Annotated in this window: 11 protein-coding genes and 2 riboswitches; of the genes, 4 read left to right on the forward strand and 7 right to left on the reverse strand. The window is 41.9% G+C overall.

Annotated elements, in window-relative coordinates:
* Positions 1-14: 14 nt before the first annotated feature.
* The 3 genes from F0342_RS20845 to F0342_RS20855 form a co-directional block, all read right to left on the reverse strand.
* Positions 15-896 (reverse strand): patatin-like phospholipase family protein, encoded by an 882-nt coding sequence (locus tag F0342_RS20845; RefSeq protein WP_149157752.1) that lies wholly within the window; start codon positions 894-896, stop codon positions 15-17.
* A 104-nt stretch (positions 897-1,000) separates the two neighbouring features.
* Positions 1,001-3,571 (reverse strand): vitamin B12-dependent ribonucleotide reductase, encoded by a 2,571-nt coding sequence (locus tag F0342_RS20850; protein ID WP_149157753.1) that lies wholly within the window; start codon positions 3,569-3,571, stop codon positions 1,001-1,003.
* 352 nt (positions 3,572-3,923) lie between these two features.
* Positions 3,924-4,760 carry a lipoate--protein ligase family protein gene (locus F0342_RS20855; protein ID WP_149157754.1) on the reverse strand — a complete coding sequence of 279 codons (837 nt, stop codon included), beginning with the start codon at positions 4,758-4,760 and terminating at the stop codon, positions 3,924-3,926.
* 211 nt (positions 4,761-4,971) lie between these two features.
* Here F0342_RS20855 and F0342_RS20860 point away from each other — a divergent pair, with 211 nt between their 5' ends.
* Positions 4,972-5,355, forward strand: coding sequence for a rhodanese-like domain-containing protein (locus F0342_RS20860; protein WP_044340028.1), 384 nt, complete (start codon positions 4,972-4,974; stop codon positions 5,353-5,355).
* A gap of 150 nt (positions 5,356-5,505) precedes the next feature.
* Here the strand turns inward: F0342_RS20860 and F0342_RS25565 are convergent, their stop codons facing one another.
* The 4 genes from F0342_RS25565 to gcvT form a co-directional block, all read right to left on the reverse strand.
* Positions 5,506-5,634, reverse strand: a complete 129-nt coding sequence (locus F0342_RS25565) for a hypothetical protein (protein WP_262481841.1) — start codon at positions 5,632-5,634, stop codon at positions 5,506-5,508.
* A gap of 98 nt (positions 5,635-5,732) precedes the next feature.
* Positions 5,733-7,196, reverse strand: a complete 1,464-nt coding sequence (gene gcvPB / locus F0342_RS20865; RefSeq protein ID WP_149157755.1) for an aminomethyl-transferring glycine dehydrogenase subunit GcvPB — start codon at positions 7,194-7,196, stop codon at positions 5,733-5,735.
* A complete protein-coding gene (gene gcvPA / locus F0342_RS20870; RefSeq protein WP_149157756.1) occupies positions 7,189-8,535 on the reverse strand; it encodes an aminomethyl-transferring glycine dehydrogenase subunit GcvPA in 1,347 nt (448 codons plus the stop codon). The genes gcvPB and gcvPA overlap by 8 nt, the downstream gene beginning before the upstream one ends.
* A 16-nt stretch (positions 8,536-8,551) precedes the next feature.
* Complete coding sequence (gene gcvT, locus F0342_RS20875) at positions 8,552-9,658, reverse strand: glycine cleavage system aminomethyltransferase GcvT (protein WP_149157757.1); 1,107 nt, start codon at positions 9,656-9,658, stop codon at positions 8,552-8,554.
* 97 nt (positions 9,659-9,755) lie between these two features.
* Positions 9,756-9,834, reverse strand: a riboswitch (glycine riboswitch).
* A gap of 3 nt (positions 9,835-9,837) precedes the next feature.
* Positions 9,838-9,929, reverse strand: a riboswitch (glycine riboswitch).
* Between the two features lie 174 nt (positions 9,930-10,103).
* Here gcvT and F0342_RS20880 point away from each other — a divergent pair.
* The 3 genes from F0342_RS20880 to F0342_RS20890 all read left to right on the forward strand — a co-directional run.
* Entirely contained in the window at positions 10,104-11,804 is a 1,701-nt protein-coding gene (locus F0342_RS20880; RefSeq protein WP_149157758.1) for a DEAD/DEAH box helicase, read from the forward strand.
* Positions 11,773-12,564 (forward strand): YqhG family protein, encoded by a 792-nt coding sequence (locus tag F0342_RS20885; protein ID WP_149157759.1) that lies wholly within the window; start codon positions 11,773-11,775, stop codon positions 12,562-12,564. The genes F0342_RS20880 and F0342_RS20885 overlap by 32 nt, the downstream gene beginning before the upstream one ends.
* A 164-nt stretch (positions 12,565-12,728) precedes the next feature.
* The coding region (locus tag F0342_RS20890) for a transposase (RefSeq protein ID WP_483861465.1) at positions 12,729-12,911 on the forward strand (183 nt) is incomplete at its 3' end.

Genomic DNA, 12,911 nt, shown 5'->3' on the forward strand with positions numbered 1-12,911 from the left:
GCTCGATTGTTTTATTAATACGGCCATTTTTGTAAAAATGCTTCTGCTTTTGATTTTCCGTATTGGATGAGCTCTGCTCTTTTTTCCGGCGTTAATCCGAATTCGGTCGTGAGCACACCTTCAGTCGGAATAAAGATGATGTTTTTTTCAAGTTTTCTGGAAATGTATCTTGAATCATGTGCATCTTTCATCGTAGTAAAGAGGGCTTCATACATATCAATTGCATTTCTGATTTGTTTTTTTGGCTTTCCAACTAGATCGTGACTTAACTTCACCCCGATGACCGGTCTTACCTTTTTCAAATTTTCCCGATCAAAAAGCCAAATAGGAAAGTTACTGAGCACCCCACCATCCACCATGAAACTTATTCCTTCTAAAGATCGCAGCTTTACAGGTTCGAAGAAGTAAGGAAGACTCGCACTCATTCGTATCGCCCTGGCAACAGGAAAGGTTTCTTTCGCTATGCCATACTTCTCAAGATCATCTGGAAGAACCAATAATCTGCCATTCGATAAATCTGAAGCGATGACCCGGAGTGAATTTGGTGGTAAATCGGCAAACGTATAAATCCCTCTTGCTTTCAGCTTCTCTTCCACCCAGGATTCAAGTGCCACTCCTTTATATAAGCCTAAACGATAGTAAACCCGAAACCATTTTATAATAGGGAGAGAGATGATCGCGTTTGAGTCCAGCAATTTACTAATTTCAATATCATCCATGATTTTGAGGAGCTCCCTGCTCGAATAACCGGCAGCAATAAATGCTGCAATCACCGCTCCGGCACTTGTTCCTGCGAGCCTTTTAAATTTGTAGCCCTTCTCCTCTAATGCTTGATATGCCCCAATCAACGCGAGCCCCTTTATGCCTCCACCTGAAAAAACACCATCGATGTCCAAAGGCCCCACTCCTTCAATGTCTATTACTACATCTTTAATTCACCATGAAGGGTTTTAGACTAAAAAAATAGGAAGGGAACAAGTCCCCTCCTCATTTTCTTCACTTATAGACCGCATTTCAGCTGAGCGCCGCAGTTTGTACAAGTATTACAGCCACCCATATCTTTTACCGTCCCTTTACGGCAGACCGGACACGTATTCCCGACTTCAGAACCAATGGTCACGTCAGTTGAACGTACGTCCTGAATCGTATCAACTAATACGATCGGCTTTTTCGATGTAGGAATGTCTTTTTGTTCCTGTTCGTCCTCTTCATCAAAGCTGTTTTCTTCTGCCTTGAGAGTAAGAACTTGTGAATCACGACTTCCATCAACGTAGACGGTTCCACCTTTTGCTCCACCTTTATAAAGTCGCTCATACACTTTTTCTACCTGCTCAACCGTATAACCACGAGGGGCATTAACCGTTTTCGAAATTGAGCTGTCAATCCAATTCTGAATCACACATTGGACATCGGCATGTGCTTGTGGCGCCAAACTCATGGAAGAAACAAACCATTCTGGAAGATTGTCAGCATCTGCATCCGGATTTCTCTTCAAGTAATCCTCAACAATATCCGCTTTCACTTCAATGAACTTACCAAGACGTCCACTTCTGTAATATGTGAATGAGAAATAAGGTTCAAGGCCAGTAGATACTCCAACCATCGTACCTGTTGAGCCAGTTGGGGCAACGGTCAATAGATGAGAGTTTCGAATCCCGAACTGTTGAATGTCGTCCCGTACATCCTCAGGCATTTTCTTCATAAAACCTGTTTCCACAAACGCTTTTCGTAAAGCTTTCGTTTCTTCGTCGGTGCTTCCAGTAAGGAATGGGAAACTTCCTTTTTCCTTGGATAATTCAACGGATGCACGATAAGCCGTTGTTGCGATGACTTCAAATACTTCATCCACAAGTCTGTTGCCTTCTTCAGAACCGTATTCTTTTTCACAGTAAATCAATAAGTCTGCAAGACCCATTACCCCAAGGCCAACACGTCGCTCACCAAGGGCCTGCTTTTTGTTTTCTTCGAGGAAGTACGGAGTCGCATCGATGACATTGTCCTGCATGCGCACACCCACTTCAACGGTACGCTTCAATTTTTCAAAATCAACGGTTTTCGTCTCTTTATTGGCAAACTGAGCAAGGTTGACAGCTGCCAGGTTACACACGGAATATGGAGCAAGAGGTTGTTCACCACATGGGTTCGTAGCAACTACCTTTTGACCATATGCCTTCGCATTCGTCATATCATTCGCGTTATCAATAAAGAAGATTCCAGGCTCCGCAGAGTATGTTGCACAAACGTTGATAAGGTTCCAAAGCTCTTTCGCTTTGATCTTACGATAAGTACGCACTTTGTAGCCAAGCTTTTCCCACTCACGGACATCACCCACGTTGTGCCATTCTTCATTATAGATTTTCATTTGCTCTTCGTTATAAGTTTCCACATCAGGGAAGCGCAGTTCATATTCACGGTCGTTTTCAACGGCTTCCATAAAGTCGCTTGTCAGGCAAACCGAGATATTCGCACCTGTCAGGAATTCTGAATTATGGACGCTGTACGTACCGCCTGTACGGAGCTTTTCTTCTGCATTCTTAAGGATTTTCGCATCAAATCCACCGTAGCCAGGGATTTGTCTATAATTTAGGATACCTTGATACATCGCTTCCTCTTGTTCTGTCAGAGGTGTGAATTTCAACTTATCCTGTGCTGCTTTTTTAATCGTTTCATCTTCTGTATTTTCAAGAAGATAACGTAAAATACGCGGATTTTGCATTTTAGAAATAATGAATTCGATAATATCGGGATGCCAATCTGAAAGCATGATCATTTGTGCCCCACGTCTTGATCCACCCTGCTCAACCAAATGAGTCAATTTAGCGATGTCATCCAGCCAGGAAACTGAACCGGAGGATTTACCGTTCACACCTTTAGCCAGGGTATTTCTCGGACGAAGAGTCGATCCGTTCGTTCCGACACCCCCGCCTCGGCTCATAATCTCCATCACCTGCTTGCGATGTTCCGAAATTCCTTCACGAGAATCCTGTACGAAAGGCATCACGTAGCAGTTGAAGTACGTTACGTCCGTGCCTGCACCCGCTCCGTAAAGCACTCGTCCGGCAGGAACAAAATGCAGGTTCACCAATTCATGATAGAACTTTTCAAACCAAACTTGTCTCTTTTCAGGAGTTTCTTCCACTTCTGCCAAGCCTGTTGCGTTACGCTTCGCAATTTGTTCGTAGTAGACTTCCAGTGGCTTTTCGATTACATCAAGTGTTCTTGAGACGATACCCGTTTCCATTTCTTCCGGCTTGTCGATGGCACTTCTGTACTCTTCTTCGATCCAAACATCTGCTTTCTTCGTTTCCCAGTCGATGCTCGAAATATAACCTAATCCTCTTGCAGGGAATTTAGGATCTTCTTTTATGGTGAGGACCACGAAATCCCCTTCAGAAAGAGTGATCTTTTCCGTGTCCTTGAAAGAATAGCGATCAATCATGACAAGACGGGATACACCTTTGTGTGTAGTATTCATATCTGGGGTTATGGGATGTACTTGAGGAAATAATCCGATATCCTGATTTAATCTTTCGATGTTTAATTTCATTGTGTTTTTCGACGCAACAGTCATAAAGACAACTCCTTCTATCTCAAATCATTCATTTGTTTGTTGTTTACTTTGATGTCTAATATCAAGTTATACGATATCATAGCTCTATTAGAAAAGCAATAAATAAACACAACATATAGTGTGTAAAAAATTATTCGACACACCACATATTGTGTTTCTGGTCAATAGGTCATTTGTTTGTCAAACGGATAATAAGCCAATAAAAATAGAAAACAGGAGGAAATAATAGAAAATCATATAATACTCCGACCATTTCTATTAATTTAGAACTTGATATAAATCCAAGTGGCGTAATAGTTGGTAAAATAGGAAAAAAGCGACAAACATCGCTTTTATTCTACAAAAAAATTTTTTAACGCTTAAAATTCCAGTCATCTGATTCGTAACGGGTACCGGCAAGATCTACAACATATTGTGTTTCCTCTTTAGAAAGTTCATATGGTTCCAGGTGGATATTCAATCCTTCTTCAAAACCTTTTTTGAACGCTTCCTTGGCCATATCCATGGTGACCGTTTCAGAACTGATTTCGTTCATCGCGACAGCCTTGCTTTTAAATGCCCGCTGCATACGCTCTTTCACCCGGTCAGATGGATAGTTAAACAGACTGAACAGCTTATCCTCGTCAAGATCCAATAGAATGGAACCGTGTTGAAGGATGACACCTTTTTGACGCGTCTGGGCACTGCCCGCTACTTTCCTTCCTTCTACCACCAGCTCATACCAGCTAGGGGCATCAAAACAAACAGCCGAACGTGGATTTTTCAACCCTTCCCGCTCTTCTGCTGTTTTCGGAACAGCAAAATAGGCTTCGAGTCCAAGTCCTTGAAATCCTTTTAAGATCCCTTCAGAAATCACTCGGTATGCTTCTGTAACGGTTTTAGGCATTTCTGGGTGCTCTTCTGAAACAATGACACTGTACGTTAATTCATGTTCATGCAGAACTCCTCTGCCTCCTGTCGGTCTTCTGACAAAGCCAAGTTGGTGCTCTTTTACTGCGTCAAGATTGATTTCCTTTTCTACCTTTTGGAAGTAACCGATCGAGAGCGTCGCGGGATCCCAGCCATAAAACCTGATTGTGGGAGGAATCTTTCCCTCGCTATGCCAATCCAGTAGCGCCTCATCAAGGGCCATATTATAAGAAGGGGAACAATTCCCTGAGTCAATGAATCTCCATGTTTCTTTTTTCATGCATCATACCTCATTTGCGTCTTCTCTTTGTATTTTGTTATGTAAAAAACCAACTTCATTTAAGTCCGTTACTAGTCTATCAAATCCAAAAGAAAAAACAAAGAAAAACAGATTGGAAAGTGTTTGCTGTAAAATAATAAATTTGTTTTGATTCTCAGGGCTTTCATGAATATAATAGAAGTTAGCGCATTTGTAGAAAGGAGCATGAATGATGGAAGGATTATATATTCTTTTAGTCGTACTTGGTGGAATCATTGTTTATTCACTCTTTACGTTCTTCTATCAAAAGAGAATTGTGAATACTTTGACTGAAGAAGAATTTCGAGCAGGATATCGTAAAGCTCAGTTGATAGATGTTCGTGAAGCGAATGAATTTGAAAACGGTCACGTACTTGGCGCACGAAATATCCCCCTCTCACAAATTAAAATGAGACAAAAGGAAATCCGTGCCGACCAACCCGTATACCTTTATTGCCAAAGCGGACTACGCAGCGGAAGAGCAGCTCAAATGCTTCACCGCAAAGGGTACCGAGATCTTCACCAATTGCAAGGTGGCTTTAAAAAGTGGACAGGTAAAGTAAAACATAAAAAATAATGTGAAAGGATTGCCTTTGGGGCGATCCTTTTTTAATTGGTGAGAGTGGTGGAGGGATTGGAGTTGGTAGTTCTAATGATATTGTGCATAACTCAATTAACAAATGGGATTAAACTGGATTCCCTATCACTTCCGTTGGATTACTTACCATCACGACCGTATTCCGCACCTATTCTGCTGAGTGATCGACCTTATCTGCTTGATTACTTGTCTTTCTATCATGATGATCCCTTTAATCGATCGAATCCCCTCTTTTTTCAATTGAAATACACGTGACACACCACAAACACCTCCACCCACTTCCCTTACTACAAAGGTCCGTCCCTCAAAAATATCCCCGCAGCGATTGGCTGCGGGGATTTCCTATTTCATATTCTTTAGCTTTCTTTTGTATAAAGCAGTACTGGTTTTCTTGCCGCGAGTGTTTCGTCCATGCGTTTGACGATGGTTGTGTGAGGTGCTTCCTGGACGATTTCAGGTGTTTCTTCTGCTTCTTTGGCAATCTGGATCATGGCATCAATGAAGGAATCAAGTGTTTCTTTCGATTCTGTTTCGGTTGGCTCGATCATCATGCATTCTTCCACATTTAATGGGAAGTAAATGGTTGGTGGATGGTATCCGAAGTCCAATAGACGCTTAGCAATATCCAAAGTACGGACGCCAAGCTTCTTCTGGCGTCTTCCACTGATCACAAATTCATGCTTACAATGACGATCGTATGGAAGGTCAAAGTGAGGAGCCAGGCGGCGCATCATGTAATTTGCATTCAGGACTGCGTTTTCGGTAACGGCTCTCAGCCCGTCCGGACCCATCGTTCTGATGTAAGTATAAGCACGCACGTTGATTCCAAAGTTCCCATAGTAAGGTTTTACACGGCCAATGGAATCAGGGCGGTTGTAATCGAACTCGAATTTATCATCATTTTTCACCAGGACCGGCTTTGGAAGATATTTAATCAAGTCTTCCTTCACTCCGACAGGACCGCTTCCCGGACCACCGCCTCCGTGAGGGCCTGTAAACGTCTTATGAAGATTTAAATGCACGACATCAAATCCCATATCCCCCGGTCTGGCTTTTGATAATACGGCATTTAAATTGGCACCATCATAATACAGCTTCCCGCCTGCTTCATGAATGATTGCAGCCATTTCCAGAATGTTTTCTTCAAATAATCCAAGAGTGTTCGGGTTGGTCAGCATCAAGGCTGCTGTATCATCTCCAACTACACGCTTCAGATCCTCCAAATCAACTAAACCATTCTCGTTTGATTTTACCGTTACCGTTTCGAAACCTGCTACAGTCGCACTGGCAGGGTTCGTTCCATGAGCTGAATCCGGTACGATGACCTTCGTACGGTGAGTGTCGCCATTTGCTTCATGGTAAGCACGGATCATCATAAGACCCGTCCACTCTCCATGAGCACCGGCAGCAGGTTGAAGGGTCACTTCATCCATGCCCGTGATCTCTTTCAAATGCTCCTGAAGATCATACATCAGTTCAAGGGCACCTTGAACGCTTTCCGCTTCCTGGAGAGGATTGATATGAGCGAAACCATTCAATCGTGCCACGTTTTCATTCACCTTCGGATTGTACTTCATCGTACAAGACCCTAATGGATAGAAACCGGAATCCACGCCATGATTACGTTTTGATAACGCCGTATAATGGCGCATGATATCAAGTTCAGATACCTCTGGAAGCTCTGGTTCTTCCGAACGGATATAATCCGATGGAATGAGATCCGATAATTCCACATGTGGTACATCCATTTCAGGTAAGCTATAGCCGACACGGCCTTCTTTAGATAATTCAAAGATAAGAGGTTGATCTTGCTTATTCATGACAATCCCCCAATTCTGCTACGAATGCGTCAATTTCTTCTTTGCTGCGAAGTTCAGTAACAGCCACTAGCATGTACTGTGATAAGCTGTCATCCATTAATCCTAAATCGTATCCACCGATCATTTCTTTACTCAGAAGCTTTTGATTGATTTCTCTAACAGGCATATTTACCTTTACGACAAACTCATTGAATGATGGTCCTTCAAATGCAATGGAGAACCCTTTTGCTTTAAAGGCTTCTTTTGCATAATGTGCTTTTTGGATATTCTGAAGTGCCATTTCTTTGACGCCTTGTTTTCCTAGAGCCGTCATGGCGACAGACGCAGCGAGTGCATTTAATGCCTGGTTTGAACAAATATTCGACGTGGCTTTATCTCGACGGATATGCTGTTCACGTGCTTGAAGAGTCAGAACAAATCCTCTGATTCCATCTTCATCAACCGTTTGACCAACAAGACGGCCTGGAACTTTACGCATAAGCTTTTTGTTAACGGCGAAGTATCCACAGTGCGGTCCACCGAATGCACTTGGAATACCAAATGGCTGTGCATCACCAATGACGATATCTGCTCCTAATTGTCCAGGAGGAGTAAGCGCTCCTAGTGCAAGCGGGTTTGAAGAAACCACGAACATCGCTTTTTGGGCATGAGTCACTTCTTCGATGGCTTTTAGTTCTTCTACCCGGCCGAAGAAGTTAGGATATTGAACGACTACCGCTGCAATATCATTATTCATTAATTGCTTAAGTTCTTCCACATCCGTAACACCGTTATTGTGCGGGATTTCTACCACTTCTATATACTGACCTTTTGCATAAGATCGTAAAACATCACGTGATTCGGGATGTACGGTACTTGAAACCAGTACCTTTTTCCGACGGGTCTGCCCTGCACTCAGCATAGCTGCTTCTGCAAGAGCTGTTCCTCCATCGTACATGGAAGAATTGGCTACATCCATGCCGGTCAGCTCACAAATCATCGTTTGGAATTCAAAAATCGCTTGAAGTTCTCCTTGCGAGATTTCCGGCTGATAAGGTGTATAAGCTGTATAAAATTCTGAGCGTGATAATACATGATCCACAATGATCGGCATGTAGTGGTCGTATACTCCAGCCCCTAAAAAGGATGAATGACTTTTTAGGTCAGCATTCTTCGCTGCCATTTTGGTCAGTTCCTTTACCAATTCCGTTTCTGACTTCGCCTCTTTGATTTTGTAATCCCCTTTGAAACGAACCTTCTCGGGAATATCTTCAAATAGATCGTTAACGTTGTCTACTCCTATGCTGTCTAACATTTCCCTTTGATCCTGCTCTGTCATCGGTAAATAACGATGTTTCATGACCGTCATTCCTCCCCTATTTCTTTGGTCTTTTATAGAATGGTGTGGCTACTACTTTCGCTTTTAACTTTTTCCCTCTGATTTCAACCAGTACTTCCGTATCTAAAGAAGTAAACTCTTTATCGAGTAATGCTAATCCAACATTTTTCTTTAATGTCGGCGATTGTGTACCGGTTGTGACTTCCCCTATTTCTTCTTCACCGGAAAACACTTTATAGCCATGACGTGGAATTCCGCGATCAATCATTTCAATCCCGACGATTTTTCTTGAGGCGCCTTCATCTTTTTGTTGTTTCAGCACTTCCTGACCATTAAATGGAACCTCTTTATTCACTTTTACGGCGAATCCAATCCCTGCTTCGATCGGAGTGATCGATTGAGATAATTCTTGTCCGTAAAGTGCAAGATTCGCTTCAAAACGCAATGTATCACGTGCACCAAGTCCGCATGGAAGTACACCATGCTCCTTGCCCGCAGCTAAGATCGCCTTCCAGATTGCAGCCGCATCACCTGCATCACAGTAAATCTCAAATCCGTCTTCACCTGTGTATCCGGTACGTGAAACAAGTGCAAGCTTACCATCTATGTTCACTTCGGTCTGAAATTTAAAAAATCCGATATCGCTTAGTGAATCTTCGTCTGTAAGCTTTTGTAAAACCTGTTCAGCAAGTGGACCTTGAAGTGCCAATTGAGCCATATGTTCAGAGATGTTGTTGATTTCAACGCCATCGACTTCATGTTCTTTCAGCCACTGAAAATCTTTATCTATATTTGCCGCATTAACAACGAGCAAATAATCATTATCTTTTATTTTATAAACTAATAAGTCATCGACCGTCCCACCGTTTTCGTAGCACATAGCCGTATACTGAGCTCCTCCATCTTTTACTTTGGAGACATCATTTGTCATCATTCTTTGTAAGTAGTCAAGAGCCCCTTCACCCTTCACTTCAATTTCTCCCATATGAGAAACGTCAAATAGTCCTGCCCGGGATCGTACCGCTTCATGTTCTTCTTTAATACTTGAGAATTGCACTGGTAAAGCCCAGCCACCGAAGTCGATGGTCTTTCCTCCATACTCTTTGTACACTTCGTATAAAGGTGTTTGTTTTAACTCTGACATGACTTTTCCCCCTTTATCTTCCTTACATGCATAATCCTTAACCAAGTTTTATCCCATGAAAAAAGGACAGAAAAACCCCTTTTCATAAAGAAGTTTTCTCTGTCCTTGCACCTGAAAGTTTACCGAAGAACGGCTTTCCCCTTTGGTGGTTTCCGGTACGGAAACACTCTCCAGAGTTGCGTCCAACAAGAGTCTTTTTGCCTGAGAGATTCACACTTAAATGTGCTTGCTCCTTCGGCGCTGTATGCACAGTCTCTCCCCTTGTTATCATTCGCCAATATTCCTTGAAACATTTGGTCATACTAGAAATATACAGAAGAAATGTTGTAAATGTGAATGTTCGGATTTTCGAGTTTTTTAAACATTAGAAAATCTAATTTCATCCTACCATTAAATACGAGGATTGAGCAATCATTTTTATTAGAAATAAGGAGATGTTTTTCAGATGAATGTTGAGGTTATATTTGATGAAGAATGGGGAGAGGGTCTCGAGAATTTAATTGATAACGATGGCCCATGGGGAAATTGGGAGCTTTATAAGCTGGCCATCGAATTTGAACATCATCTTGCAATTCCGAACTTTGAAGGCCTGCAAGCACCAAAACATTTGGCAAATGTCACTCCGCTCCCCCATCAGCTTGAAGCAGCAAAGCAGGTTGTTGAAACGATGAACGGAAAAGCGATCCTTGCAGACGAGGTCGGATTAGGTAAAACCATTGAAGCAGGAATAATATTGAAAGAATACATGATTAGAGGATTAGTGAAGAAAGTATTAATATTGGTTCCCGCTTCCCTTGTCTCTCAATGGGCCTATGAATTAAACAGTAAGTTTTTCATCCCGGCTGTTCCACAACGAAAAAGTTACGTTTGGGATCAGTGCGATATTGTCGTTTCATCCATGGATACGGCTAAGCGAAGCCCTCATCGGGAAAAAGTGTATGAACAGGACTATGATTTGGTAATTATTGATGAAGCTCACAAACTAAAAAATCATAAAACAAAAAACTATGAATTTGTCCAGAACCTAAAGAAGAAATTCTGCTTACTGCTGACAGCGACACCTATCCAAAATCGTGTCGAAGAGATTTTCCATCTAGTTTCTCTCCTTAAGCCTGGACACCTCGGAAATGAAACCGGGTTTTCTGACAGATATAAAAAGGGGGACCGTACTCTTCAAGAGGATGAACATTTAAAAAGTCTCATTAACAAAGTGATGATTCGTAATAGACGCAGCGATACGGGTATAGAATGGACAAAACGGCACGTAAAGACTGTCTTAATCGATTTTAACGAAGCTGAAAGAGATTTATATAACAGCATCGATTTGCTTAGGGGGAACTATGATGACTGGGCTAATTCAAGCTCCTTCTCTCTATTAACACTTCAAAGAGAAGCATGCAGCTCTCGTGAAGCAGTATTTTATACTCTCAAAAACATGCTTGAGAAGAAGGAAGCTCCGACGGCTGGTTTTGAGAATACTATTGGCACTCTGATGAAAAAAGTAGAAAACGTGACAATGAACTCCAAGGCTCAGAAAGCACTGGAAATCGTCCAATCGATCAATGATAAAGTGATTATATTTACAGAGTACCGGGCGACACAGCTCTATCTGCAATGGTTCTTAAAACAGCATGGAATAAGCTCTGTACCTTTCCGAGGTGGATTTAAACGGGGGAAAAAGGATTGGATGCGGGAACTCTTTCAAAAGCATGCACAGGTGCTAATTGCTACTGAGGCCGGAGGGGAAGGAATCAACCTCCAATTCTGCCATCATGTGATCAACTTTGACCTGCCATGGAATCCTATGAGGTTAGAGCAGCGAATAGGTCGTGTCCACCGTCTTGGACAGACAGAGGATGTTCACATCTACAATTTCGCTACCAGAAACACGGTCGAAGAACATATATTAAAGCTTCTTTATGAAAAAATTAATCTCTTTGAACGAGTAATCGGACAATTGGATGAAATCCTGACCCGCCTGGATTTCCGTGACATCGAAGAGCATGTAACCGATATTCTTTCTTCATCCAGAACGGAAGGGGAAATGAAGATTAAAATGGAGAATTTAACGAGTATGATTCAATTTGCCGAACAATTAAAGGAGGAGAAATCAAATGCAGCAGCACGAAATTCATCAATTTCTTGAGAGATACTTCGTGGCTAATGGATGTGACCTGGTTGCGAACGGAGACGGTCATATGACCGTCCAGCTCACGATTGATTTGGATAAGGAACTGATGAACCGCCCTTTCTACTGGCACTACCTTGAGAAAACGGGAGGTATTCCAAATCCGATGACATTATCCCTTATAACGAATCCGGATAAAGCACCTGAAGAATTAAAAGGAGAACCTATTCACTTTGGTTCTCCGCGGTTACACCAAATCTTCCATTCAACACGAAATTTAGCAGGGTATATTCGCTTATATGAAAACCGGCTCACACCGAGTGGTCAGCAAACGCCTCTACATCCATGGCTCGGTTTGAATATCAAAATTTCGTATCAATCTAACCGAAAGAAAGACAGCATTAGAAGCATCGGATTAAACCTGATTAATGGCGTCATTCAGGAAAACTTTCATACATCATTGATGTCCAGAAACCTGACACCTAAAATTCCTGATTTCTCATTCACATTGACACCGATCATTAAACCGAAAAGCGGAGTGAACCGCATTCAGACTTTCCTGTATGAAGAAATCAAAGAAGAACCTATTGAATGGGCTGAGCAGGCACGAAAGACGTGGGAGGAAGATTTACAATTATTGAATCACTTTTATGGAGGTCAAGAAGAAAAGCCCGAATCCTATTTCCTGGAACAACAAGCATTGAAAGAGCAGTATGAACCTAAGATATCCATTGATATCATCAATGGCGGGATTTTTTATTTACAGCATTCTAATTAATCATAATCGGAGTAAGCGGATTTCCCTTACTCCATATTCATCACATAAAAAACGACTGCCCATAAGGCAGCCTCAGCTTGTAGACAAAGTCTAAAAATTAGACCAAGTCTACAAGCTTTTTTTGTATAATGGAATGGAATCGATATTTTTGTGGGGGATATAAAATGTTATCAAAACACGTTGAGGATGGAAGAAATCAAATTGAAATGGTTGCGTTGGACCAACTTGTTCCAGAGGATCATCTGGTTAGGAAGGTTGAACAAGCGATTGACTTTGAATTTATTTATGACCTGGTAAAAGATAAGTATTGTTTAGATAATGGTCGACCGAGTATTGATCCCGTCGTT

Origin of the sequence: Bacillus sp. CH30_1T (genome assembly GCF_008364765.1) — a bacterium.
Classification (GTDB): Bacteria; Bacillota; Bacilli; order Bacillales; family Bacillaceae_B; genus Rossellomorea.

What these genes read in the sequence shown, in the direction of transcription:
- F0342_RS20850 (WP_149157753.1), bottom strand. Translation starts at nt 3,571, where the DNA reads ATGACTGTTGCGTCGAAAAACACAATGAAATTAAACATCGAAAGATTA.
- F0342_RS20855 (WP_149157754.1), bottom strand. Translation starts at nt 4,760, where the DNA reads ATGAAAAAAGAAACATGGAGATTCATTGACTCAGGGAATTGTTCCCCT.
- F0342_RS20860 (WP_044340028.1), top strand. Translation starts at nt 4,972, where the DNA reads ATGGAAGGATTATATATTCTTTTAGTCGTACTTGGTGGAATCATTGTT.
- gcvPB (WP_149157755.1), bottom strand. Translation starts at nt 7,196, where the DNA reads ATGAATAAGCAAGATCAACCTCTTATCTTTGAATTATCTAAAGAAGGC.
- gcvPA (WP_149157756.1), bottom strand. Translation starts at nt 8,535, where the DNA reads ATGAAACATCGTTATTTACCGATGACAGAGCAGGATCAAAGGGAAATG.
- gcvT (WP_149157757.1), bottom strand. Translation starts at nt 9,658, where the DNA reads ATGTCAGAGTTAAAACAAACACCTTTATACGAAGTGTACAAAGAGTAT.
- F0342_RS20880 (WP_149157758.1), top strand. Translation starts at nt 10,104, where the DNA reads ATGAATGTTGAGGTTATATTTGATGAAGAATGGGGAGAGGGTCTCGAG.
- F0342_RS20885 (WP_149157759.1), top strand. Translation starts at nt 11,773, where the DNA reads ATGCAGCAGCACGAAATTCATCAATTTCTTGAGAGATACTTCGTGGCT.